This window comes from Vibrio sp. 10N.261.46.A3 (genome assembly GCF_041472995.1).
Classification (GTDB): Bacteria; Pseudomonadota; Gammaproteobacteria; order Enterobacterales; family Vibrionaceae; genus Vibrio; species Vibrio coralliirubri.
The window spans coordinates 169,124-194,102 of record NZ_JBFRRH010000021.1; the positions used below are offsets into that span (position 1 = coordinate 169,124).

Annotated in this window: 26 protein-coding genes; 21 read left to right on the top strand and 5 right to left on the bottom strand. The window is 45.3% G+C overall.

What is annotated here, in order from left to right:
* Positions 1 to 7 precede the first annotated feature (7 nt).
* The 4 genes from AB4484_RS05700 to flgA all read left to right on the top strand — a co-directional run bounded on the left by AB4484_RS05700 (position 8) and on the right by flgA (position 2,494).
* Positions 8 to 1,015, top strand: coding sequence for a hypothetical protein (locus tag AB4484_RS05700; protein WP_372076864.1), 1,008 nt, complete (start codon positions 8 to 10; stop codon positions 1,013 to 1,015).
* Positions 1,016 to 1,076: 61 nt separating this feature from the next.
* Positions 1,077 to 1,364 carry a flagellar biosynthesis anti-sigma factor FlgM gene (locus tag AB4484_RS05705; RefSeq protein WP_061031954.1) on the top strand — a complete coding sequence of 96 codons (288 nt, stop codon included), beginning with the start codon at positions 1,077 to 1,079 and terminating at the stop codon, positions 1,362 to 1,364.
* Entirely contained in the window at positions 1,354 to 1,773 is a 420-nt protein-coding gene (locus AB4484_RS05710) for a hypothetical protein (RefSeq protein WP_061037799.1), read from the top strand. The genes AB4484_RS05705 and AB4484_RS05710 overlap by 11 nt, the downstream gene beginning before the upstream one ends.
* A gap of 13 nt (positions 1,774 to 1,786) precedes the next feature.
* Positions 1,787 to 2,494, top strand: coding sequence for a flagellar basal body P-ring formation chaperone FlgA (flgA, locus tag AB4484_RS05715; RefSeq protein WP_048610364.1), 708 nt, complete (start codon positions 1,787 to 1,789; stop codon positions 2,492 to 2,494).
* A gap of 27 nt (positions 2,495 to 2,521) precedes the next feature.
* Here flgA and AB4484_RS05720 read toward each other — a convergent pair whose 3' ends face one another.
* The gene (locus AB4484_RS05720; protein ID WP_372076867.1) at positions 2,522 to 4,609 is read right to left on the bottom strand and encodes a flagellar biosynthesis protein FlhA; all 2,088 of its coding nucleotides are present in this window, start codon (positions 4,607 to 4,609) and stop codon (positions 2,522 to 2,524) included.
* 166 nt (positions 4,610 to 4,775) lie between these two features.
* Between AB4484_RS05720 and lafA the strand changes: the two genes are divergently transcribed.
* The 10 genes from lafA to AB4484_RS05770 all read left to right on the top strand — a co-directional run bounded on the left by lafA (position 4,776) and on the right by AB4484_RS05770 (position 13,136).
* Positions 4,776 to 5,612 carry a lateral flagellin LafA gene (lafA, locus tag AB4484_RS05725; protein ID WP_048610097.1) on the top strand — a complete coding sequence of 279 codons (837 nt, stop codon included), beginning with the start codon at positions 4,776 to 4,778 and terminating at the stop codon, positions 5,610 to 5,612.
* 96 nt (positions 5,613 to 5,708) lie between these two features.
* Positions 5,709 to 7,031 (top strand): flagellar filament capping protein FliD, encoded by a 1,323-nt coding sequence (gene fliD / locus AB4484_RS05730; RefSeq protein WP_372076869.1) that lies wholly within the window; start codon positions 5,709 to 5,711, stop codon positions 7,029 to 7,031.
* A gap of 10 nt (positions 7,032 to 7,041) precedes the next feature.
* A complete protein-coding gene (gene fliS / locus AB4484_RS05735) occupies positions 7,042 to 7,446 on the top strand; it encodes a flagellar export chaperone FliS (RefSeq protein WP_372076871.1) in 405 nt (134 codons plus the stop codon).
* Positions 7,430 to 7,729, top strand: coding sequence for a hypothetical protein (locus AB4484_RS05740; RefSeq protein ID WP_059017864.1), 300 nt, complete (start codon positions 7,430 to 7,432; stop codon positions 7,727 to 7,729). The genes fliS and AB4484_RS05740 overlap by 17 nt, the downstream gene beginning before the upstream one ends.
* Before the next feature lie 2 nt (positions 7,730 to 7,731).
* Positions 7,732 to 9,030 carry a flagellar hook-length control protein FliK gene (locus tag AB4484_RS05745; RefSeq protein ID WP_372076873.1) on the top strand — a complete coding sequence of 433 codons (1,299 nt, stop codon included), beginning with the start codon at positions 7,732 to 7,734 and terminating at the stop codon, positions 9,028 to 9,030.
* Between the two features lie 2 nt (positions 9,031 to 9,032).
* On the top strand, positions 9,033 to 9,467 hold the full coding sequence (locus AB4484_RS05750) for a flagellar biosynthesis sigma factor (protein WP_050643529.1): 435 nt from the start codon (positions 9,033 to 9,035) through the stop codon (positions 9,465 to 9,467).
* Between the two features lie 9 nt (positions 9,468 to 9,476).
* A complete protein-coding gene (locus tag AB4484_RS05755; RefSeq protein WP_372076875.1) occupies positions 9,477 to 10,184 on the top strand; it encodes a sigma-70 family RNA polymerase sigma factor in 708 nt (235 codons plus the stop codon).
* Complete coding sequence (motA, locus tag AB4484_RS05760; RefSeq protein WP_372076877.1) at positions 10,172 to 11,044, top strand: flagellar motor stator protein MotA; 873 nt, start codon at positions 10,172 to 10,174, stop codon at positions 11,042 to 11,044. Before AB4484_RS05755 ends, motA begins: the two co-directional genes overlap by 13 nt.
* A gap of 7 nt (positions 11,045 to 11,051) precedes the next feature.
* Positions 11,052 to 12,023, top strand: a complete 972-nt coding sequence (locus AB4484_RS05765; protein WP_372076879.1) for an OmpA family protein — start codon at positions 11,052 to 11,054, stop codon at positions 12,021 to 12,023.
* A 456-nt stretch (positions 12,024 to 12,479) separates the two neighbouring features.
* Positions 12,480 to 13,136 carry a transglycosylase SLT domain-containing protein gene (locus AB4484_RS05770; RefSeq protein WP_050643769.1) on the top strand — a complete coding sequence of 219 codons (657 nt, stop codon included), beginning with the start codon at positions 12,480 to 12,482 and terminating at the stop codon, positions 13,134 to 13,136.
* A 66-nt stretch (positions 13,137 to 13,202) separates the two neighbouring features.
* Here AB4484_RS05770 and AB4484_RS05775 read toward each other — a convergent pair whose 3' ends face one another.
* Both AB4484_RS05775 and AB4484_RS05780 read right to left on the bottom strand, forming a co-directional pair.
* Positions 13,203 to 14,825 carry a phosphoethanolamine transferase gene (locus tag AB4484_RS05775; RefSeq protein ID WP_372076881.1) on the bottom strand — a complete coding sequence of 541 codons (1,623 nt, stop codon included), beginning with the start codon at positions 14,823 to 14,825 and terminating at the stop codon, positions 13,203 to 13,205.
* A gap of 233 nt (positions 14,826 to 15,058) precedes the next feature.
* Entirely contained in the window at positions 15,059 to 15,640 is a 582-nt protein-coding gene (locus tag AB4484_RS05780; RefSeq protein WP_372076882.1) for a porin family protein, read from the bottom strand.
* A 190-nt stretch (positions 15,641 to 15,830) separates the two neighbouring features.
* Between AB4484_RS05780 and AB4484_RS05785 the strand changes: the two genes are divergently transcribed.
* Together AB4484_RS05785 and AB4484_RS05790 are read left to right on the top strand one after the other, a co-directional pair.
* The gene (locus tag AB4484_RS05785) at positions 15,831 to 16,373 is read left to right on the top strand and encodes a hydrolase (RefSeq protein ID WP_372076884.1); all 543 of its coding nucleotides are present in this window, start codon (positions 15,831 to 15,833) and stop codon (positions 16,371 to 16,373) included.
* A gap of 53 nt (positions 16,374 to 16,426) precedes the next feature.
* Entirely contained in the window at positions 16,427 to 16,969 is a 543-nt protein-coding gene (locus tag AB4484_RS05790; protein WP_372076886.1) for an AAA family ATPase, read from the top strand.
* Positions 16,970 to 17,096: 127 nt separating this feature from the next.
* On the opposite strand, the gene AB4484_RS05795 is transcribed toward AB4484_RS05790, so the two are convergent.
* Together AB4484_RS05795 and AB4484_RS05800 are read right to left on the bottom strand one after the other, a co-directional pair.
* Entirely contained in the window at positions 17,097 to 17,960 is an 864-nt protein-coding gene (locus AB4484_RS05795; RefSeq protein WP_372076888.1) for a MurR/RpiR family transcriptional regulator, read from the bottom strand.
* A 117-nt stretch (positions 17,961 to 18,077) separates the two neighbouring features.
* Positions 18,078 to 19,352 carry an amino acid deaminase gene (locus AB4484_RS05800; protein WP_372076890.1) on the bottom strand — a complete coding sequence of 425 codons (1,275 nt, stop codon included), beginning with the start codon at positions 19,350 to 19,352 and terminating at the stop codon, positions 18,078 to 18,080.
* Between the two features lie 176 nt (positions 19,353 to 19,528).
* Here AB4484_RS05800 and AB4484_RS05805 point away from each other — a divergent pair, with 176 nt between their 5' ends.
* The 5 genes from AB4484_RS05805 to AB4484_RS05825 all read left to right on the top strand — a co-directional run bounded on the left by AB4484_RS05805 (position 19,529) and on the right by AB4484_RS05825 (position 24,871).
* Entirely contained in the window at positions 19,529 to 20,962 is a 1,434-nt protein-coding gene (locus AB4484_RS05805) for an amidohydrolase family protein (RefSeq protein WP_372076892.1), read from the top strand.
* A 104-nt stretch (positions 20,963 to 21,066) separates the two neighbouring features.
* Entirely contained in the window at positions 21,067 to 21,459 is a 393-nt protein-coding gene (locus AB4484_RS05810; RefSeq protein ID WP_017065166.1) for a RidA family protein, read from the top strand.
* 207 nt (positions 21,460 to 21,666) lie between these two features.
* Positions 21,667 to 23,181, top strand: coding sequence for a sodium:solute symporter family protein (locus AB4484_RS05815; protein WP_048610233.1), 1,515 nt, complete (start codon positions 21,667 to 21,669; stop codon positions 23,179 to 23,181).
* Positions 23,182 to 23,273: 92 nt separating this feature from the next.
* The gene (locus AB4484_RS05820) at positions 23,274 to 24,221 is read left to right on the top strand and encodes a sugar kinase (protein ID WP_372076894.1); all 948 of its coding nucleotides are present in this window, start codon (positions 23,274 to 23,276) and stop codon (positions 24,219 to 24,221) included.
* Positions 24,222 to 24,241: 20 nt separating this feature from the next.
* On the top strand, positions 24,242 to 24,871 hold the full coding sequence (locus AB4484_RS05825; protein WP_372076896.1) for a bifunctional 4-hydroxy-2-oxoglutarate aldolase/2-dehydro-3-deoxy-phosphogluconate aldolase: 630 nt from the start codon (positions 24,242 to 24,244) through the stop codon (positions 24,869 to 24,871).
* Positions 24,872 to 24,979 lie beyond the last annotated feature (108 nt).

Sequence of the window (24,979 nt, forward strand, 5' to 3'; positions counted from 1 at the left end):
ATGTGGTATGAGACTCACGGGTATTACGCAGCGCAAAAATCAGGTGAATCCGACAACGACGGGAAAAATTAAAAAGCCGGAAAAGCTAACCAGTAATAAGCCGAACAATGCACTCGTTAGGCAGCAAATGGTGCAAATGAACTTGCAAGAAAGACCTAAGCTGATTGCTGAGGTTGCCGATTCTCACAAAATGTACAGCAGGCTTATGATGGCGGGGGAAGTGCTACGAACTGTGGCGAGCGAATTGATTAAGCTGCGCCAGTTAGCAGAATTGAATCAATACAGCCCTGAGCAAGCCAACCACATCGATGTCATTAAGAAAAAATTGGTGTTTTGGAGTCAGAAAAGATTGTTTGGTGACTACGTCGTGGACTCAAGTTTTGCACCGATTCAAGGCGACAACCCTTTTATCGAATTTACGATTCCGGGACTCGACTTACAGCGAGAACGGTTTCGTGATGAGGTTGTTTCTCTGTACATCAATAACCGTTTGATACCGTTGGCGTTTGAACGTTCAGAAGACAGAGAGGTATTGCTAGAACAATTCAAGATGATGTTTGCTTATGCGCACTTGCAGCTCAGAATTAATAAACAACAAGAGTTTGTGATCGGTATTCGGGACCAACAATGGCGTTTGTGGGATGGGCAGGTTTTCGTTTCAGGCCAAGGTGGTCGGTATGCTGAAGGGCCTCCGATTGCGGTGCCGGCTCAAGCTCGCTATCCCGTGTTGGACGACATCAGTCGCTTGTTGGTCAATGAGCCGGGCTCAAATCAACAAATCGACGCCTTGCTTGAACGGGTTAATAAACTGTATTTGGCATTATCGAAAATGTTGAAGATGAAAAGGCAAAAAGCTGATCAGCTTATCGCGTTTTGTTCACACCCCGAGTTGCAAAAATTAGGCAGCTTTAAGCATCAGTTAGTGAGTAACCCAGAGCTGTCGCTTAGGTCAATTCATCGCGGCTTTAGTGGGCCAACCAGAGACAATGTAATCAAACTATTAAGAAAAAGGTGAAACAGAGACGAAATACTGCCGTTATAGTTAATTAGTAGTGCAGCAAAATGGGTAGGCAGAGATGAGTCAAATTAAGGTCGACAATGTGAAACACGTTGTGCCTCATACTCAGGTAGATGTGGTTCAAAACAAAAAAACCGAGCCCGATCAAAAAGCGAAGGTGAAGCCGATTAACCTCTCTCAGCATGAAGTGGAGTTACTCGATAATACCAAGAGTCTTTTTGACGGTGTAGACGATATCGATACGGCTAAAGTCGAGCAGATAAAAGCGCAAATTTCCGCGGGAGAGTTAGTGTTTGATATGGATGAGTTAGCGAAAGTCATTACGAGACTGGATCATGGAACGTAGAAGTGACCTGATTGGTTATATTACCTATGGTCAGCATGTGCTGGCTTTGTCGGGCGAGTTATCTGCACGTTTAGATGATATTCGTGCTGCGATATTGAGTCGTGAGTATCAGAAGCTGGAATCCCTCAATCAAGCGGTCACATCACTGACTCAACGGCTAGCTGACGCTGACGCCAAGCGATTTGCTCTGGCCAAACGGCTCGGTTGTAAAGAGCGACAGTACGCAAAAAACATGCAGGCTCGGCTTAAAGGAAAGGCACTGCAACGCGTTCAAACGTTGGATGCGGAAATTGAGCAGTCGATAAGCCAGTGTAAAACCAAGTTGGCGCGCCAAGGCAGTGTCATGGTGATGCAGCATCAAGCAATGGAAGAGGCGCTTGGTAAGCATCAATTAAGAGTCAATGTTTAGGCTGAGGCGGTGTATGGTTAGGTTATTAAAGCTAGCTGGTACATTGCTGCTCGTCTATGGTTGTGTGACCAAGGTGAATGCAGAATCAGATAGCATTGCACTTGAACAGCAACTCTCCACTCAAATCCATTCGCTCATTGAGCAAACCATTCGCTACCGCTATCCCCAACAGTACCAACTCGATGTTCAGCTGCGTTTTTCTCGGGCTATTCATCAGTTACCGCCGTGTACTGAGTCTGTTGAAGTGACCCATAGAAGCAAGATCAAGCTTGGCAAACAAAAGTGGAATGTGCGCTGTGCGCCTGAGAGATGGACCCTTTCTGCGACCTCAACGTCGACAATAACCGTCTGGACTGCGACAGCTAATAAAGCACTTAAGAAAGGCCAACGGCTAACGCATGACGATATTACGATTGAACCGATCAAACTCTACAAAGACCAAAAGGTGTTCTTCAAGGCCAGCGAAATCGTTGGCAGCAAAATTAAGCGCTCAGTGAACAAGGGAGGCTTGTTGACCACTTCCTCGATGTATTTGGATTATGACGTTGAAAAGGGGCACTCTGTGGATGTGGTTTTTCAATCGAATCGTATACGTTTAGAAACGTTAGGAATGGCGTTGGAAAGTGGGCTGATAGGTGACACAGTCTCTGTTAAGAATCGACAGTCTGGAAAGTTACTACGCGGCGTAGTCATTGAAAAAAACAGAGTTCGTGTGTTCTAAAATCAGATTCAATGAGCGAATTATTATTTACTCCACATCCCCTAACACATTTAATCCATACTCATTTGGGATCTCATTGTAACTCAGCACAATCAGCTCTTTGGCAAAGGCCTTGGCTAACTTGGCTATCATAGGGCGTGTGGTGGGAGGCACTACGATGACCGGTGGTAGGTTTTGGCTCTGCATGGTTTGTACTATGGTCGGCATGCGATTTTGGAATTTCTGCAAGATCGTCGGCTCAACGGGAATCGAGTCCAGAGGAATATTGGGGTCGCTTTGCTGACTCAAAGAGATCGCCCCCTTTAACTCTCCTTCTAAGGTTGCCCCGATAATGAAAGCATGGATGGTCTTGCTGTTTGGCGAGATCAAATTGACGATGGTTCGTTTTAACGCGACCCGGATATTAGAAGACAGCAAGATTGGGTCTTTTATGGTGTCGACACTTTCAATAAAGGTGTTGGCTATGGTTCTCACGTTGATGATAGGCACTTGTTGAGCCAGCAATTGACGTATGACCTGCATTTGTAGGTTCGGACTAATAACGCTTGCTAGGTTCTCTGCAAGCTCAGGATGCTGCATAGCAAGTCGTTGGTTGAGGGCTTTCACGTCATCATAATTGAATATGTTGTCTAGGTGTTCGCTGCACACTTTACTGACGTGAGTGGCGATGACATCATGCACCTCAATAACTTGAAAGCCATGATTGATCGCCTTGGTTTTATCCCCTTTTTTAATCCATAGCGCTGGAAGCTGATAGGCTGGGTCGATGCCAACAATGCCATCGAGATCTGGATGCTCAATATGGTTGCCTACTGCCATCGCTTTATCGGCATAAACCTCGCCACGCTCAATCTCATCGCCATCAATGCTAATGGCGTATTCGGAAGGCTTGAGTGAGAGGTTGTCGGTTATCACCACCTCTGGCATCACAAAGCCTATTTGTTCACTGAGTGTTTTTCGGCTGCCACGAATACTCTTAATCAGGTTACCGCCCTTTTGAGAGCTTGCTAAAGGAACCAACTTGAAGCCTAACGACAGGGCAATCACATCCACGTTGGGAATAATGCTCCAATCAATCGTATTTTCTTGATGAGGCTGAGGAAGCGTATCTAAATCGGGGCTTGTATCGGGCGTAACATGCTGAAATTTAGATTGTCTCCAACCGACAAACGCCAACAATACGGTAAAGGTATAAAAGGCTAAGTGCGGCATGTTTGGTACGCTACCAATAACAAACATGACTCCCGCAGCCATGTATAAGTTGTTCGGTGACGCAAGTAACTGCCTTTTTACCGTTTGTGCCATGTCGTTATCGTTATCACTAATTCGTGTCACGATGATAGCGGCGGATGTGGCCAGTAACAGCGATGGAATTTGTGCAACTAGACCATCACCAATGGTCAGTAGGGCATAGGTTTGGAAAGCTGCTTCTGCGGTTAGGTTGTGCTCAAATATTCCTATTAGAACCCCACCGATTAAGTTGATGAACAGGATTAATAGCCCAGCAATCGCATCACCACGAACGAACTTACTGGCACCGTCCATTGCGCCGTAGAACTCCGCTTCTTCTCCTACTTCTAAACGTCGAGTTTTGGCTTCTTTCTGATCGATAGCGCCTGCATTTAAGTCTGCATCAATGGCCATCTGTTTCCCTGGTAGGGCGTCCAGAGTAAAGCGCGCTGATACTTCGGAGATCCTTTCGCCCCCTTTGGTGATGACCACAAAGTTAATGATCATCAAGATCACGAACACCACGATACCGACAACATAGCTCCCGCCGATAACCACTTCACCAAAAGACTGAATCACCTTACCAGCGGCGTCTCCGCCATTGTGACCTTCGAGTAGAACGATACGGGTAGAGGCTACATTGAGGGTTAATCGAAGCAGGGTAGCGACAAGTAATAGCGAGGGAAATATAGAGAAATCAAGCACTCGTGAAACGGTACTGCTGACCAGCAAGACGACGATGGCAAGCATGATATTAAAGGTAAAAAACGTATCCAATAAAATTGGTGGCAGCGGCAGAATCACCATCGCCAAGATCATGAGTAACACAATTGGAATTGTTAGCCGAGCAGCTATTGCATTTAATACGTGTCTCATAACAACCATTATTATGAATATTGTTGATTAATATACTAGGATACTTTTACGCACTTCTCATTTTTGAGTCTTGCTATTTTTAAATTTAGTGATCTTTTTTCCGAAAAATATGAAATGAAATTTTTCCTCTGTCGTTAACAGTTAGTGAACAGCAAACACAGATGGGGAACATCAGATGGCTATATCAGTACATACAAATTACGCAAGCTTAGTGACTCAAAATACATTGCAGTCGACCAACAGTGCATTAACCAAATCCATGGAAAAACTGTCTACCGGCTTTCGAATTAACTCAGCTGCCGATGATGCGGCAGGCCTACAAATTGCTAACCGCTTGGAAGCTCAATCACGCGGGATGAATGTAGCAATGCGTAATTCTCAGGATGCGATTTCTATGATGCAAACTGCAGAGGGGGCCTTTGACGAGATGACCAATATTGCTTATCGAATGAACGACCTAGCCGTTCAGTATGCAAATGGGACTAATTCTACAGCAGACCAAACTGCGATTGATGTTGAGTTTAATGCGCTCAGTGATGAGTTAGCTAACATAGCGTCGAATACAAATTTTGGTGGTACCAATTTGCTCACTACAGGTAGCTTTGGTGCCGGTGCGGTTGTGTTTCAGATAGGTACCTCATCAACGGAAACCTTATCGGTTGATGCATCAACTGAAGTCGGTGCGGTGACAGGTCACGCACTAGCTGCTGGTGGCGGTGCTTTAAGTGCAGCATCTAATATTGATGCTCTATCTGGTACAGGTGGTCTTATTGAGCTGTTGGGTACTGCGCGAGCAGAGTTCGGTGCGAATATTAACCGTCTTGAACACACTATTACCAACCTTGGCAATATGACGGAAAACTTAGAGTCTTCTAAAGGTCGAATCATGGATACCGATTTTGCCTCTGAGTCTGGAATGATGAGCAAGCAGCAAATGCTCATGCAATCGGGTGCTTCTATGCTGAGTGCATCGAAGATGGTGCCTCAATTAGCGATGAGCCTATTGGGCTAGTTTGAGTAGCAATTATTTACTCAGTAGCGGCTATACATATAGCCGAATAGCAGGAGGGTAGAGCTGTACCTCCTATGCGAGTTAAGGGGAAGGGTTATGAACGTTGATGCGGTTCAGTTAGCTAGCAATTTTGCCAGTCTAGATGTGCAGCCTTTTGAGTTGCGCTATACCCAAAAGTTGTCAACGATTACCTCAAAGACCTCTGCGATTGGTAAAGTTAAAACGGCCCTTCAGTCGCTTGAAGATAAAATTTACGAGTTTACTCAATCTGGGTCCAGCCTAAATCAAACGTCAACCTCGACATCGAGTGATGACTATTTCTCTCTCTCCGTCGACTCTGATGTGAATGACATCAACTTAGATGTTTTTGTGCAACAGATGGCTTCCAATCATCAAGTAGTTTTTGATGCCAACTCGGTCGATTCAAATGATGTTATGGCGTCGGGAGGCGTGTTTTCTGCCACTCAAGGCGGCGTTACTACAGACATCAACATTATGGATGCAGACACTGACGTAAGTGGTGATGTTACGTACAGCGAGTTTGTAAGTTACTTCAATGATCAATTTGACGGTTCTATTCAAGCCACTCTCGTTAAGTCGCAAGGGTCGATGAAAGTGCTGTTTGGTTCTGAAAATGAAGGCGCTGACGCTGCTTTTACTTTGTCTGCAGATGCCGCCAGCGGTTGGGATACGGTGGTGGCAGCAGCTAGCGCCGCACCAATGCAAACAGCCCAAGATGCGGTGATCGCACTCGGTGGCGAGTTTGGCACTCAACTTACTAATTCAAGTAATACCTTTGAATCACTCATTGATGGCGTTGACCTTACGGTGACTAAATCGAACAACAGCGGAGATTCAGCAACAAAGATTGAAATTGGCGATGATCTTTCCGCCACGGTCGCTTCCTTACAAGAATTTGTTGATGCCTATAACAGCGCTGTTACTGAGATCACTAACCTAACCGCTTCTGGTAATGAAGATGAGACAAGGGGCGTATTGGCTTCGGATAGCGCAGTGCGCAGCATCAAAAACCAACTGGCTAGCGTTATACGTGATGACTACAACGGTACTCGTTTGTTTGAGTTAGGGCTCGAAATCGACCGCGATGGCAAGCTTAGCCTCGACTCCAGCAAATTTGAAAGTGCGGCAACGACGGTCGATTTTGAAACACTATTCACTGGAAGCGGTGGAGTCTTTGAAGCTTTTGAAAGCAAACTTGAAACCTATATCGACTTCTCTAACGGCTCCCTGAGTCGACGAATAGATACGCTCGATAATGAAAAGAGCCGCATTAATGACGCCTTAGCGGCGCTCGACACTCGCTATGAGACTTACTACAACCGCTACCTGTCTCAGTTTACTCAACTGAACTCACTCAGTAGTCAATTGGATTCGGTATCTGGACTTTTCACGATCTAAGGAGCAACACATGCTTTTAGGGAAACAGCAGCAAGCCAACTATGCCAATGTTCAAGTGACGGCTAATGCTTCAGTGTCGTCGAGCTTTGAATTGATTTGTATGTTACACGAGCGACTGATCCAAGAGTTAGAAAGTGTCAAATTTTCAATTGAAACCAAAGACTTGGAGCTCAAATCTAACGCAACGCAAAAATCGATTGATATCTTAGTTGGGCTCGATGCATCTCTGGATTTATCGACTGGGGAAGAGCTTATCCAAAACATACACGCCTTGTATGAGCACGCCATTGCGACTGTATTTGAGGCGTCGAAAGAGATGAATACCGAACTTATCGTTAATTTGATTGGTGTCGTGACCGATCTGAAAGAGGGATGGGAAGGCGCAATGGAGTGGCTTGATGAAGCCCAATCCTAAACAGGTAGAACGTCTTGTTAGTAAGTTAGAGGACGCAGCAAATCGCAAAAAATTTGCTGAGATCGTGAAGCTTAATCTGTTGGTGAAAAAGGTGCTGCTAGAGGTTGAACAGTCGCACCCTGATTATGTTGCTATCGTTAGGCGACTTAAGTCGGCTCATGAGCAATGTCGAATCTTAGTGACTCATGAGCAAGCCTTATTAAAACAGCAGCTTAGTAACAATATCAGTCTACGTGAACGTGACAAAGCCTATGCTCAGACACAGGTCAGAGCGGGAGAGTAATTATGGAATTGCAAGCACAAACGTCGCCTTATCGGGGCAGTTTGGATTTACTGTCGACGGCAAGTCCTTCAGTGAAAAGTAACACCGCGACTACGTTAGCGACGCCTATAGCTTCTGAAACCTTAGCCTCTGAAGCTTTAGCTTTTGAACCATTGGCTTCAGAACTAGGCGAGATACGTATGACGCCGCTTGCGCAGTCTTTTCAGTCGCTATTTTCGGTGCTTGCTGAGGTGAGTTCGTCTATGTCTGCAATTTCTCCAGATTCCGCTTTGATACCTAATATGAGTGTCTCTGAAAGCACGGCTAGTTTTTCTCATTCGGTACTTTCTTACTCACAACTATCTAATCCTGAACTATTGAGTCCTGAGTTTGATACTACTCATTCTCACTCACCTCTAACTCGATTGGAGGCATCAGGGGAAGGGTTGAATTTGGGTGATAGAGCTGTGGTGCAGTCACTCGACTCGCCACAAGATTTCGTGCAGCAGTCACAGGTTCAACTGCCGCAGTTAAGTACGATTGCTCATTTTGTTACCCAGCAGTTGGAATTGATGAATCAAAGACGGGGAGCGGGTTCTGAATTCAGTTTAAAAAGCAGCTCGCTATTATCTTCTAAAGGAGTGGATCATTCAGGGGCTGATTGGCAAGCGAGCACGCCTTCATTTGTTGGCCACACCCCCAATAGGTATACCAGCTCAGAGTTGGCCTTGTCGTTTAATCATCAGCTAGCCAGTTCAATGTTCAATGCCACTCCAGCAAGCCTCAAGTTAGGGGCTACTTCCACCACTCCATTGTTAATGGGGCAGCCGATAATTGAAGCGGTTAATACTACCAGTGATAGTAGCCATGTTAGGGCGATGGCCCCGATGGTAGAAGCGACCAAAGAGCTTAGTTTAGAGAGCCAAAGGCAGATACATCAAGTCTTGAGAGACAAGATCCAGCTTCAATTCGATACGTTAAATCAGGCGGCTCGAATACGTTTTGATCCACCTGAGCTAGGCAAGGTCGAGATGTACATTCGCATGGAAGGTGACAAAGTAAACATCCAAATGAGTGCGTCATCTGCGCTAACCAGAGAGGCGATCTTAGCCACATCGGAGCGTTTGCGACACGAATTGACTTCGCAAAATTCAGAGTTGTCTGAGGTGAACATTAGTCTTGACCAACCTAGCCACCATCAACCAGAGTCGAAGCAACAAAATCAGCCGTTCGAACAAGAACGTCTGTCCTCCAGTGATGATCACGCGCAAGAGCAACCAGAGTATGTTTTGGAATACCAAGCATACATAGCGAGGGTCTGAACATGATTAAAGTTTTCATCACCTTTGCTTTAACTCTCGCATTATGTGTGACCGGATTTTGGTTTTATCAAACCAATCAACTGAATATGGGACTGTTGAGTTCATGGTTAACCCCAAGTGAGCCAGAACCGGCTCCAACGCAACAGATCGAGGTTCAGTTAGAAAATGTACTCGTACCGATTAACCTAGGTAACCGACAAAGCCTACTGTTGCTGGATGTATCTATGTTTACGCCAGAGCGGAACAGTGGTTACGTGCACGAGCAGCTCAGCCGAATCAAAAATCGAATCATAAAAAAATTCAGTGTGAAGGAGGCGTCTTACTTCTATAACAAGCAGTTTATTTATGTCATTCAAGACGATTTAAAAGACGATTTGGACGAGTTACCCAGCTTACAAGTGGGTGATGTGCTTGTGACGAAAGCGGTATTTCAATAGGTCGTCATCATGTTAATGCAGCCTAAGTATCAACATACCCAAACCGATGACCAAGCGACGCTACAGGAGCTCGAGAAGTTGGTATTGCAGCAAAACATTAAGTTGATTAATGGGCTGCTGTATCAATATCGCTATGCGGTTGATGAGGGGACGTTTGAGGACCTTAAACAAACCGCCATGATGACCTTAGTGATTGAACTGAGAAAGTTTGACCATGTTACAAATGATGATTTTCGCCGTGCCGTTGCGGTGCGCATTCGTGGTGAACTGATCGATGAATTGCGTCGACGTGATTACATGGAGCGTGATAAACGCCAGCTTGTTAACCGCATCAAACATGCCGAGCGGCAGTTACTCCAGCAACTCGGCAGGGAGCCAACCAGTAATGAAGTCTGTCGACACTTAGGGGTAGAAGCGGATGATTACCAGCAAGCCATGACCCTCGTGGATGTCTTTGATGATATCGAGTTGGAATCTGTAGTTACTGCAGTGCCCGAAACCGATAAAGAAGTATTGTTTAACGAAGTGAAGCTGGTACTGAACTCACTTCCAGCAATGGAACAGCGGATTTTGTATCTGATTTACGTGAAGAGCTTGAGCACCAAAGAGACGGCGTTAGTCCTCGATATCAATGAGATTAAGGTTCACAGGCTCAAACATCGAGGCTTAGACATTCTCAAAAGCAGAATTAAGGAGAGTGATGTATGCAAAAGTTAATCGGCATTGTTGTCGTATTAAGTGTGATTTTTGGTGGCTTCATTTTCCTTGGTGGTAAGTTTGAGTTCATCTTTAAGCTGTCAGAGATCATCATTATTTTTGGTGCAGCCTTCGCTAGCTTGCTGATGTCTACGACCTCTTCAACCCTCAAATTGATGGTGCAACAGATTGGTATTGCGTTTCGCTCTACTCCTTACAACAAGGACTATTATCAGCAGTTACTGTCTTTGATGTTTGAGCTGATTAATACCGCGAGAGTGAAGAACATCAAAGCGTTGGATATTCATGTTGAGAACCCGGAATCGAGCAAGATTTTCGCGAGGTATCCTCGAATTACCAAAGACGCGTTAACCACACAATTCATTATCGATTCATTTCGTCAGGTGATTACGGGCAAGCAATCTCAGCATTTGCTCGAGGCTTTTCTTGAAGAAGAAATCGAACATTTGGAAGACGAATATACTAAGCCGTCGGAGAAGCTACATGCCACTGCTGAGGCGATGCCAGGGTTAGGGATCTTAGCGGCTGTGATGGGAATAATCCTCACTATGCAGGGGCTGGATGGTGAGATAACCGAAATTGGTAAGAACATTGCTGGCGCATTGGTGGGTACCTTCACTGGCGTTTTTGGGTGTTACTGTGTGTTAGGTCCGATGTCGAGCAGCATTAAAGATGTGTCTGAGAATCAGCTCGCGCCACTGTTTTGTGTTAAGTCGATATTGTCAGCTTATGCTCAAGGCCAGTCGGCTCACATGTGTGCTAATGCAGGTCGAAAAAATATCGAGACTCGCTACAAACCATCATTTGTTGAACTTGAGAAGGCGGTTGAAGTGTTAAGACAACAGCCGTCATCAAGTTAAGGAGACGATGATGCAGCAACCTCAAGTCATTATTCAGAAAAAAGGTCGCCGTAAGCGCAATGAACTGCAACATGGTGGTTGGAAGGTCGCAATGGCGGATCTGATGATTTCGTTGATGTGTCTCTTTTTGGTGCTGTGGATTTTGCAGGTGGTGGATGTGGATGATCAGAAGAAACTGCTTAACTACTTTGCTTACGGAAATGATCCAATCATGCACCTAGGTACCAGTGAAAGTGGTGGTAATTCCATAAACCCATTGCCACTGCCTCATGTCGCGACCTCTCACTATGATGCCGATCTTCATCGAATTAATGATACCTCAGTGTTAGAAGGCGAGTTTAATAGCCAACAGGAGCTTGAATTGCTGGCACAACGTATAACCCAAGAGCTTTCAGGTATTGATGCATTAGGTAGTGTCAGTGTTTTCGTTACGCCTCAGGGAGCCAAATTGGTGATTGCTGATTCAGACAAAGGGCCGATGTTTTTCCGAGGCGGAGCTAAAGTGACGCCATTTTATCAAGACCTGTTATTGAACCTCGCAAGGCTACTCGAAAAAATCGAGAACAAGATGATCATTACTGGTCACACAGATGCCAGTCGTTATAAGGGTAGCCGCATGACGAACTGGGAACTATCAAGCAATAGGGCAAACAGCGCGCGTTACTATCTCAATAAAGGGGGGCTTCAAGAGCACCATATCTTTCAGGTCACGGGTATGAGTGATACCGCTCCTGTTGACAATGAGAATACGAAATCTGGAGTCAACCGTCGTATAGAGTTGTATATATTGACCGCAAATACCCTAGAGCAGCTGAATAAAGTCTATAAGTCGTTTTCGATAGGCAGTGCCACAAGAGCTTCTCCACTTGGTCAGCATGAGTTAGATAAGGTGTTGCCCGAAAGTAAGAGAAGAGCCGTTAGACAAGCGGAGTTGAACCAACCTGTCACTTCTTTTGAAGTGCTAAGTCGTTATGACTGAATCAATCAACGTCATGTTTAATTCACGGAAGTGCCTGGCTTGGTTAGTACTCATTGATTATATTTTAATTGGTTATTACGTCTATTTAGCGACGAGTTTGCTGTATTTCGATGTTTTTATCGTAGGTTTGCTGATTGCTATCTACAATATTTTGCTAGTCATGTTTATCGTTCAACAGCCACAAGGTTTTATCTCTCTCGAGAAGGATAAGCATTTAGTGATTCCCATTTGTTTCGCGGTATTTTTGGGTTGCACCATCGTGGTATTAACCTTTTTTTGGTGATTCTTTGAGTGAACAGATTTATAGGTGTGCTTTCAAGGCTGACAGTTGGGTATAAACAGGGATAAGAACAATTAACACGTATAAAAACAATACGATGATGGAGCGATGTTTTGGCTAAAGGCTTTGGCTTTCAACTTCTGGTGCACTGGTTTTTAGGACTGGTGTTATTAATTATGTGCTTTCAAAGTAGCTCCAGTTATGCGCAAAACCGTCCATCCCAAAATGTCATCCAACCCCACATAAACACGCTTAAACCATACCAAAACCAAATACTGAAAAAGCTAGAAGAGTTTGACCCACTGGTTAACGAAATCTTTAGACAGCTTACTGAGCGATCACTCCCTGACAGCTTTGTGTTGGTGCCTATGCTGGAATCTTCGTATAACTCCAATGCTATATCTCCCGCTAAAGCGGCAGGCTTATGGCAGCTGATGCCAGCCACTGCTGAAAGGTTTGGCTTGACCGTCAATGACAGGCAAGATCAAAGGTTTGAGATTGAGCCTAGCACTCATGCGGCGATGCAGTATCTCGATTTTTTATATCGTAAGTTTGATGGTGATATTAACCTGACTCTTGCGGCATATAACGCTGGAGAAGGACGGGTACAACGAGCAGTAAAAAAGGCGGGTAGTCGGCAGTTTTCCGATTTAAGGTTACCCAAAGAGACGGTTGATTATGTACATCGTTTTTACGCCCTGTTGGTGTTAGTGGATGTTACTTCACTCAAACAGAATACGGTTGCTCCAATGTGGTTATTTGCCAGTGAAAGTCACTGGCAAAGTACTCCTTTGGTTAACTTGACTCCTTTGCCGCCATTGATTTCGCTGTAATGGCGACCGAATGGTGCTTATGTAAACGAACCTTTGGAAATTAATTTACATAAGTCACCTATAAAACTAGCGACACGCAGCGAAGATATCTTGGTTCTCTCGGTATTCTTTAGTTTGTACGTCCATTAGGCCAAGCAGTGAGTCGAACAGGTTGTCTTGGGAGAAGCTCTGTTCTTTGCCTGCCTTTCTCAAGCAGGTTTGGTTTATCCCTTTCTGCTCGGCAAAACCATCAGACATCCACATGATCATAGGCACATGGGTTTGCTCTTTCGGTGCCAATGAATAAGGCATGCCGTGCAAGTAGACGCCGTTCTCCCCTAAAGATTCACCATGATCGGAAATGTACATCAGCGCCACGTTGTACTTATCGGTGAGTTTCTCTAGTTTCTGCATAGCCTGTGAGAGAAAGAAATCCGTGTACAAGATGGTGTTATCGTAGGTGTTAACCACTTCCTCTTTGGTGCAGTTTTCAATATCGGCGCGAGCGCAATCAGGCGTAAATTTCTTATGTTCTTCCGGATAACGCTCAAAGTACGTTGGGCCGTGGGATCCCGAAATATGATAGAAAATGATGCTATCTTGTTTGAGATTTTGCGTATCTTGTTCGAAGTTCTCTAGCATCGCTGTGTCGTAGCATACGTCGTTATTACACAATGGGTCGCTGTCTTTGGCGACGAGTGTCATCTCTTTGATTCGCTGTGCGACGGCTTTGTCTCCACCATCATGCTCCCTCCAAATGGAGTGAATACCCGCGCGGTTCATAATGTCGACCACGTTATCTTGGTTGTAGGCTTTGTCGCGATCATAGTTGCTGCGATTCATGTTCGAGAACATGCACGGCACAGAAACTGCAGTGGCTGTTCCGCACGACTGAACATCAGAGAAAAATATCGGGTTATAAGGCTTGGTATAAGCGTTGGTTTCTCTCTCATAGCCATAATATTGGTAGTTATACACGCGAGCGGTTTCGCCAAGCACAAACACCAATAAGGTCGGTTTGGTGGCCGCTTTTGCTTGTGGTTTGAGTTGAGCATCTAACCCCAATTCTTGATAGGGGATGGGCTGTTTGATGTAGGTGTTATTGATGTATTTGACCGTTGATGCCACATACTCGGTCGGAATGATCATCTTTTTGATGTGCGAGTTATTGCGACCAATCGATACGTAATCTTTGTAGAAAAGCCCGGCAATAATCGCAATGACGATCAAGGAAGAGAGCAAGCCAATCGATTTCCAGACAAAGAAATCTTTCCAAGACTCTTTTTCAAGTTTGGTAAACAACAGGGTGAAAGATGGAATACCGCCCATGGCTAGGAGCCATAAGATCGAGTGACCACTGATATAGCTGGCTGCTTCACCGCTATTGGTCTCAAACACATTCTCTATCATGCCGTAGTCGACGAATATGCCGTAATTGAACATGCTGTAGCTGACTAAGGTTGAGGTGATCAGCAATAAGATGAAAAACGGCTTAGAGAAGATAGGCCAGTTGAAGACTTGGAAGATGAAGTTAAAGGCAGCAAGGAAGAAGATAGGAATGGAGATAAGAAACGCAACGCTTTCAGATTTCGATGCCTGAACAATACTAAACAGTTCTTGGGAGAGAGGTAGATTGACGACAAGCAGATAATACACGGCCAACACAAAAGGCAGCTTGTTTATCGACATGTTTAAGCTTGGTAGATTCATAGGTCTTGTTTTCCTGCGCCTCTTATTCCTTTATTTTAGTCTCGCTACCAAGAAAGCTCTAATATCAACGCATAAAGCTTAATAAGTGATGGTGAGCGATAAACCGGCTAAAGTGAAATGACGCTTTAGGGCGTGTAGAAACAAAAAATTCACTTTACTGAGTGACCTTCATGACAAGGTGGAACAGCAAAGTGAATTAGTATGTTCAGCTTATTCTATGTGGTTCAATCACATTAAAAGTTGTATGAACCACCGAAGCTAATACTGTTGAATGCTAACGTGTGATCATCGTTTTTGAGTGACCCATTGCCATAAGAGTAGTTATCGACACTTACTGCGTCTGCTTGCGAGATCAAGCGTAGCGTTAGGTGTTCGATTGGCGTGTATTCAACACCAACACCAAAGTGGAAACCGGTACCGCTATCGTCATCATACAAAGCTGCGCTATTTGCATGTAGATCAACAGAACTTAAACCAGCCAATACGAATGGACGGATTGTGTTGTCGAACGTATAACCTAGGTTTGCAGATACAGATACAGATGTCGGCGATAGTTTGGTAGTACCCTGCTTGTAGTCTGCGTAATCGTTGTAGCCAAGTTCAACACCAACGATACGGTTGAATTGGTAGCCGCCGTATAGGTTGTAGCCCATGCCATCTGAATCTAAGCTACCGTGGCCGTCTGTATCAGAATCTTGGTAGACACTAAGTCCGCCACCAATGTATGCACCGCCATCAGTACCTGCAGCTAAAGCTGGAAGAGAAACTGCGCTGATTAAGCCCAGTGCTAATGCTGATTTCGCTAATTTGTTCATCGTTCTTACTCACTCTTTAATGTCATGCCGGTATCAATTTTTTGTTTTGCGGTCTTTCGACCGTTGGTGAGTATTATTCCGTAGTCTTATACCTATTACTGTATGGCTTTGTAAGCTAAATCGTTACATAGTAGAAAACGTACCCATCAGATTGCGTAGTGAGTTAGGCGGCCAAAAACAAGGAATACACATGCTAATGAGACAAAACACAGGTTTGGTGATTGTGGACGTGCAAGGTAAGCTCGCACGCCTTGTTGATGACAGTGATGCGCTGATTGCTAATTGCGGAAAGTTGGTTCAAGGAGCGCAGGTTTTGGGTCTGCCAATTATTCGTTTGGAGCAGAACCCAGAGAAGTTGGGGCCGACAGTTAGCGAACTAAATGGCTTATTGAACGATATTAAGCCGATACCTAAATTCACGTTCAACGCGTGCGACGAACCTAAATTTGTTGAGGCGGTGCAACAAGCTAAGGATGTAGATACGTGGTTGGTGTATGGTATTGAGGCTCATATTTGTGTCTATCAAACCGCAATGGGGTTGTTAGATCTTGGGTACAAGGTTCAGGTAGTTGGTGACTGTGTTAGTTCGCGAACAGCACTTAACAAGGATCTGGCAATCCGCCGATTAACAGATGCTGGTGTCCAAATAACTGGGTTGGAAATGAGCCTGTACGAGCTAGTGAAAGATTGTCGCGCACCAGAATTTAAGCCGATCCTAGCCTTAATTCGTTAACTTGGGTTTCGTTAAGGCCCGATTCGTTAATTTTCCCCTTTGAAGAGGTTCATTTGAACAATCTAATCGTGTTTACCGGTGGCCCGGGCTCAGGAAAAACCTCGGTTATCGATGCGTTGAAAAGTCGTGGCTATCGCTGCGCACCAGAGGTTGGGCGTAAAGTGATTCAACACCAAGTCGAGCGAAAAGGGAGTGCTTTGCCATGGTTAGATAAAGCGGCTTTTCGTGATGAAATGGTGCGAGAAGAGTTAGTTAATTACCAAGTATTTGAGGCAAGTGAACAACCCGTTTTCTTTGATAGGAGTATCGTAGATTCATACGGTTACAGCTTGTTGGAATCTTTGCCGATTTCTGAATCTCTGTTGAATCAATGCAATGAGCTTGAATACAACGCCAAGGTATTTATCTTTCCTCCTTGGGAGGCGATTTTCATCAATGACCAAGAGCGCAAACAAGATTTCGATGAAGCGATCGCCACTTACGAAAAGATGGTGGAAGCTTATACCCAGTTTGGTTATCAGCTGGTGGAAGTGCCTAAATTATCTGTTGAGGAACGCGTCGAGTTCATTTTAAATTCCATTAATTCAAATAATTGATTTCATTAAAAAACCGAACTAAAGAAGCCCCAACAGTATCGACTCGATGGAGTGAATACTGCGGGGCTTTTTTATTCAGATTCATTTTGCGGTGATTTAGCAGCGAGGAGCTTAGTCGCGATAACGTTTAATCACCGAGAGGCTGTCTGTCGCCCCCACCTCGGTAGGAATCTAACGCAACCTTCAAGCGACGCAGCTTGTCGCGAGAGCGATTCTTATGATTGACTGCGATCCCCATAGAAAGCACATCCACTAACGCCAACATTGCGTAGCGAGAAGCTGATGGCTTGTAGATGAAGTCAGTTTCCATATGCTTGATGGGTAACAAGATATCGGCAATCTTTGCCAGCGGTGTATCTTGTGGCGTAATCGCGATGATCTTAAGTCCATACTGCTTAGCCAGCTCTGCGGTTTCAGTGATCACAGGCGTGAAACCGGTCGCGGAGATCATCACCATCACGTCATTAGCATCTGCTGTCGCGGCAACCATACGTGACATTAAGCCATCGTTGTACGACACCACGGGATAGCCCAAACGGAACAGTCGGTGTTGCAGCTCTTGAGAAGCGATGGTCGAGCCACCACCCATGCCGATAGCGATGATCTGTCTGGCGTTATGCAGCCAGCTGACTGCGATTTCAACGTCTTGCTCTTTGAACAAGGTGCGGTTGATGTCTAGGCTCTGCTTGATCGATTCGTAGATACCTTGATAACCCGTTTGGTCAACCGGTTCGAGAATAAAACGTTGGCCGACTGTCAGTGTTTGAGCAAGCTTGATCTTCATATCACGTACGTTGCTACAGCCAATCGCCTTAGCAAAACGTGTAATGGTGGCTTCACTCACTTGAGCGCTTTCAGCAAGCTCTGTGATGCTGGCATTGGCAGCAAAATCAATGTCGTCCATGATCAGCTTAGCGACTTTTTTCTCTGCATCACGAAGAGCGGGAAAACGCTCCGTTATCTGTGAAATGATATCTACTTCTAAACTCAAGAATCCTGATCCTTTGTTGATGGGGCTATTTGCTAATACCTAGTGATTGGTCGCTAAAGCTTAGCCCCGTTAGTATATCTTATTGCTTCGCTGATTCTAGCTTATTGAAAAATCGAACTAGAAGCAGGTTTCCACCCAGTTTGTTACCTGATGGTCGTCATCGCTGATGGCAATGTAGCGCCATTTATCGAAGGTTAAACACGGGTGTGAGGTTGAGAATGCAATCATGTCGCCCACTTCAATTTCAGAAGAACCGTCCGTTTCAACAAAGGTATGCTGATCCATCACGGCGGTCGCAGTCAGCCCTTTCACAGAGATAGCTTCGCCATTGCGATAGCCGCGTTCGGCAATAGGTAAACCCGCATCAAAGGCCACATCACGCTTGCCTAACCCAACCACTAATTTGGTAGGCTCCGGACGAGATATGACATACGCCCACACCTCAAGTGCCGATTCCAGGTCTCCCCCCAATTCACACGCGTAACCTTGGTTTGCTTGGGCACGCTGCAACACCTTGCTTTGAGCGTCTAGGTAGATGCCTGTGTCGTGAATGGCATAACAGCCCGGGCGGATGATCGCCAAGTAATCGGTTAGGTTCGCTAAACATTCTGCAACCACGTCATACCAAGCAGAGCCGGCACCCGTGATGATAGGTTGCCCTACAATTAGGCCATCTGATGCGAGGCTTTCGACCGAAGTCAGTGCCTGTTTCAAGAAGGTGCGAATATCTTGTTCTGCGTTGTCACCGTGAATCACACCCTCATACACCTCAATACCCGCGAGCGAAAGGGCAGGTGTGTCTTGGATGGTTTGTGCCAGTTCTAGAACTTCTTCCGGTGAACGACAACCACAGCGACCGCCCGGTACACCAAATTCGATCAGTACTTTTAGTGTCTGTTTGGTGTTGGCGAAATACTGGTTAAGTTGCTGCACGTTTACCGATGAATCCACACAACAGTAAAAGTCGACATCAAATTCACTGATCAGCTGTTCAACGATCGCCATGTTGGTTTTACCCACCAACTGGTTGGCCATGATGATTCGTTTTGCACCCGCCATAGCGGCAACTTCTGTTTGTGCAGGTGTCGCTACTGTAATACCCCAAGCGCCATTTTCTAGTTGTTGGCGGAAAAAAGCAGGGGTCATTGATGTTTTGCCATGCGGTGACAATTTAACCTGATGGTGATCGGCGAATGATTGCATCCAATTCAGGTTATTGGTCAAGGCAGATTGTTTGATAATTGCTACCGGAAGCGAAATATCTTCATCAACCAGTCGGTAAATACCGTTCTCAGATTGTGATACTGCTCTCCCTTTTTGGCCTTTTTCAGTCAAGACGAAACTATCTTTTTGATACTTTATAACATCTTTTTGTACAGGGTTATGTTTCATTGCTGATTCCTAACATTATTTAAGTTGTTGTTATTTAATCTTTAAATGTATCTGTAATCTAATTTGCGGTAGAAACTATCACACAAATTAAAATATTATGTGTGTTTTGTCACTGAAAATAATCGGCTGGATTCTTAATATAGCTCCATCAACACAGTGGATTGAGAGAGTGAAAAATGTTGTTCGATACGATAATCAAAAATGTAGAGGTGTTTGACGGCACCGGCGAACAATCGTTTTGTGCCGATGTAGCAATCCTTGATGGAAAAATCGCCGAAATTGGTCAAGTCGATCACGAAGATTGTGGCCAGTTGGTTGAGGGAGCAGGCTTAGCATTGGCTCCTGGATTTATCGATGTACATACACATGACGATACCAACGTAATTCGTTACCCAGACTGCCTACCGAAGATCAGCCAAGGTGTGACAACCGTGATTGTTGGCAACTGCGGCATCAGCGCATCACCAACGGTTTTGGCTGGTGATCCACCTGACCCAATGAATCTTTTAGGTGCGCAGGCTGATTTTAAATACCCAACTTTTGCGGCGTATGCACAAGCGGTAGAGCAAGCTCAACCCGCAGTAAACGTAGCAGCGTTGGTTGGCCACACCACACTGCGTAACCAAGTGATGGACGACCTACAACGCACTGCAAGCGAAGATGAAATTGCAGTGATGCAAACCAACCTTGATTTAGCGATGGCGCAAGGTGCATTAGGTTTGAGTTCAGGTTTGGCTTACGCAAGTGCGAAACAAGCGAATGCCAACGAAGTGATGCAGTTAGCAAAGGTACTGTCTAGCCACGGCGGCATCTATACCACGCATATGCGTACCGAATTCGAAGAGATCTTAAGCGCGATGGAAGAGGCGTTTGAGACAGGACAATACGCGAAAGTGCCAGTAGTTATCTCTCACCTTAAATGTGCAGGTGCGGGCAACTGGGGCAGAACCGTTGAAGTACTTGATTTGATGGACAAGGTTTCTGAGCACCAAGATGTGTCTTGTGACTGCTACCCATATTCAGCGAGCTCTTCAACACTGGATTTGAAGCAGGTGACGGATGATTTCGACATCTTCATCACTTGGTCTGAAGCAAAGCCAGAACATGCAGGAAAAACGCTTAAGCAGATTGCTGATCAAATGAATCTACCCCTGATGGATGCGGCGAAAGCACTTCAACCAGCGGGTGCGGTGTATCACTGCATGGATGAGAACGACGTAAAGCGCGTTTTGAAATACAAGCTGACCATGGTTGGTTCTGATGGTTTGCCAAATGACCCGCATCCGCACCCAAGGTTGTGGGGCACCTTCCCGAAAGTATTGGGTCACTACTGCCGAGATGAAAAACTGTTCTCGTTGCCAGAAGCGATTCACAAGATGACCGGAATGTCGGCAGAGCGTTACAACTTAGCCGGCCGAGGCGAAGTTCGCTGCGGTGCATTTGCCGATTTAGTTTTATTTGATCCAAAGAATATTAAAGACACAGCAACATTTGAAAATCCTATTTCAGTTGCTGAGGGAATAGAAAGCGTATTTGTAAATGGTGAGTTAACTTACCAGCAAGGAAAAGTGAAAAATAATCGTTCAGGCGTTTTTATTTACCGAAACTAGATTTTAATTATCAAATTAAATTTACGGTAAATATAAAAATGACGAATTAATTTAAATATATTGGAACAGAACCAATATTATCTATAAAGAAGTGGAGTTGAAAAATGACTATTAAACGTTACGGTGTTGAAGGCGGTACAGGTACAGGCGGACAACATTTACCATTTGCACGCGCAACTGAAGCGGGTGGTTTCCTGTACGTTTCTGGCCAGACACCGATGACAGATGGTGAAGTGGTAGAGGGTGGCATTGTTGACCAGTCTCGCCTAGCGATCCAAAACTGTGTCGATATCATGACTGAAGCGGGCTACGGCCTAGAAGACGTAATGCACGTAAAGGTTGTGCTAACGGATTCTCGTTACTTCCAATCTTTTAATAAGGTATTCAAAGAGTTCTTCGGTGCTAATCCACCAGCACGTATCTGCATGGTCTGTGACCTAGTGGTAGACGTGAAAGTTGAAGTAGATGTGACTTGCTACCGCGCTGATCGCGTTTAGTTATAACCTAATCACAATAACCTACTTAGAGAGTATTAGGGGGTAAGCATCCCTGTTATTATCCTTTAATACTCTCACCCTACATTTATAAAAATTACTTTAATTAAAAAATATACAAAACCAATAAAGTAATTATATGAAATATAAAATGAATGAATCATAAATAAAGTTCAGGAATGAACTTAATATTTCACTGAGAGGTGTCAAATGAACAGCACACTTTTTCTTACAGGCTTCGGCGTGTACGTATTATTTTTAATTTGGTTAGGCTGGTTTGTCTCGCGTAATCAAAAATCTGGCGAAGATTTCTTATTAGGCGGCCGTGGCCTGCCATTATTCTTAGTACTGGGTACAACCGTCGCGACTATGGTCGGCACTGGCTCAAGTATGGGGGCGGTTGGCTTCGGTTACGCGAATGGTTGGGCAGGTGCTCTGTACGGAATTGGCGGTGCTATCGGTATCCTATTGCTAGCCCTTTGGTTTGCTCCGGTTCGTAAATTGAACTTCATGACCATGAGTGAAGAGCTGGCTTACTATGTTGGCGCTAACCGAATCGTGAAAAACGTGGTTGGTCTGCTTATCTTTATCGCGTCAATCGGTTGGTTGGGTGCGCACATTCTAGGTGGCGGCATGTACCTAGCGTGGATTGCTGACATCGACCTTAACCTTGCGAAGATTATTATTGCTGCGGCATTCACTATCTACGTGGTGATCGGTGGTTACACTGCGGTTGTATGGACCGATACTATCCAAGCTATCATCCTTTTTGCTGGCTTCATCTTGATGGCGGTTATGTCTGTGGATCACATCGGTGGCATGGATAACCTTTACGCTGCGATGGACCCTGCTGCTACGAGCTTTTTAGCAATCGATAAACTGGGCATTCTTCCTGCCGTTTCTTTGGCTGTAGTTATCGGTGTGGGTGTACTGGCGACGCCTTCATTCCGTCAACGTATCTACTCTGGCAAAGACGTTAAAACCATTCGTCGCTCATTTGTGGCATCGGGTGTGTTGTACCTTTTCTTCTCTATCATCCCTGCAATCATTGGTATGGCTGCACACGCAATCGACCCATCATTGGATAACCCGAACTACTCGTTCCCTTACGTAGCTGCAACGGTTCTTCCTGTTGGTGTTGGCATGATTGTTCTTATCGCAGGCCTTTCTGCAACCATGTCGAGCGCAAGCTCAGATGCGATTGCGGGCGTGTCTATCCTACTGCGTGACGTTTACGTGATGTTCACTGGCCGCGTACCAAACAAAGAGTCGATGCTGAACTACTCTCGCTTGGCACTGATTGTGGTGATTGGTTTTGCACTGCTATTTGCGCTTACGTCGAACGACATCATTGGCTACATCACTAAGATGATTTCAACGGTAATGTCGGGCATGTTCGTGTGCGGTATGTTGGGTAAATTCTGGAAACGCTACAACTGGCAAGGTGCGCTTGCAACGCTAGCGGGTGCTTCTGTGGCTTCATTCGTAGTGATGCTAAACGCTGATTACACAGCCTTTTGGGGCAACCCTGTGATTCCTTCATGTCTGTTTGCTCTAGCTGCAGGTGTGGCAGTGAGCCTATGTACTCCAGCTAACCAAGTAACACCAGAAATGGCGAAAGCGATTCTTGATGATGAACGCGCTCTGATGGAGATGGAAATGTCTGACTCAGGTGTAATTGAAGAAGACGCTGCACCTCAACGCCCTGCAAATCAAACAAGCTAAACCTAGTCTCCACAACTGGTTTGCTTAATTCAGGCCCTGCTTAACGGTAGGGCCTTTTCTAAAGTCAATTATCTCTATTTTTAGGAGCGGCTATGTCAGCATCTTCTCTGTTCAATATTGCTTTCTTCGGCGAATGTATGGTCGAAATCAGCGGCTCTCCATTAACCAAAAAATTTGGCGGCGACACGCTCAATACCGCGCTTTACCTTTCTCGCTTAACCCAACATCAAAACTTTTCTGTTCATTACGCGACGGGTTTAGGTAGTGATGAACTGTCTCAGAACATGATTGATAGTTGGCAGCTAGAAGGTATTCAAACCAATTTCGTTGAACGTATCCCAAACAAGTTACCCGGTTTATACATGGTCGAAACCGACGAGACAGGTGAGCGACATTTCCACTACTGGCGCAACGACGCGGCAGTAAAATCTTACTTTCAAATCGATAACTTAAACAAGCTTGAAATCGCTCTGACAGAGAAGCAAGTAGACACGATTTACATCAGCGGTATCAGCATCGCGATCTTGGATGAAGCCTCTCGTGAGCGTTTATTCAAAGCCATTGGCGTGTTCTCAAACCAAGGCGGTAAGGTGATTTTCGATAACAACTATCGACCACAGCTTTGGACCACAGAGCAAGCTCAGCACTGGTACGCCAAGTTACTGCCATTGGTAGACATCGCACTGATTACCGAAGACGACGACCTGCTTGTGTGGGGCAACTCAGAAAGCGTTCAACAACGCTGCCTTCGCTTGGGTTGCCAAGAGATCGTCATCAAACGTGGCTGCGAGCCATGCAAAATTGTTCAAGTTGAACAAGGCAATGTTGTTGAGAACTATGTCTCAGCGACTCGTGTTTCTAACGTGGTTGATACCTGTGCTGCGGGCGACTCATTCGCTGCGGGCTATTTAGCTGCGCGTCTTACTGGCGAGAGCGCCACTGACGCAGCCGAACTTGGCCACCAACTGGCTTCAATCGTTATTCAATACTCTGGCGCAATCATCCCCGTGAGCGCTATGAGCAAACTGATTAAAAAATAAAATTAAAAAGCGGAATTATTATGTCTCAAGAAATGATCAACAAACTTAAGCAATTCAAAGTTATCCCTGTTATCCAAATCAATAAGGTGGAACACGCGATTCCACTGGCAAAAGTGTTAGTAGAAAATGGGCTCCCCGTTGCTGAAGTAACATTCCGTACTGAAGCGGCAGCAGGTGCGATTCGTGCGATGCGCGATGCGTACCCAGAGATGTGTATCGGTGCCGGCACAGTATTAACGTCAGCGCAGATCGACCTTGCGAAAGAGTCGGGTAGCGAATTCATCGTGGCTCCGGGCCTGAATCCAAACACCGTAAAACGCTGCCAAGAAATCGGTATTCCAATCGTTCCGGGCGTAAACAACCCAAGCCAAGTAGAGCAAGCGCTAGAGCTTGGCCTTAACTTCTTGAAGTTCTTCCCTGCAGAAGCGTCTGGCGGCATCAATATGGTGAAATCTCTGTTAGCGCCATACGTTGACGTGTCTTTAATGCCAACAGGCGGTATCGGCAAACACAACGTTAATGACTACCTAGCTGTGGATCGCGTGGTGTGCTGTGGCGGTACTTGGATGGTATCTCCGAATATGATCGAGAACGAACAGTGGGACGAGATCGCGGAGTTAGTTCGAGAAGCGGTCGCTCTTGTGAACTAACGACAAGCGTTTGGAATAAAGATAAGTGTTTTAAATAAAGATAAACAACAGCAGTGGTTGATGGTTCTGTTTTGTGAATTGCCTCCGATAAACAAAACAGAACGCCCG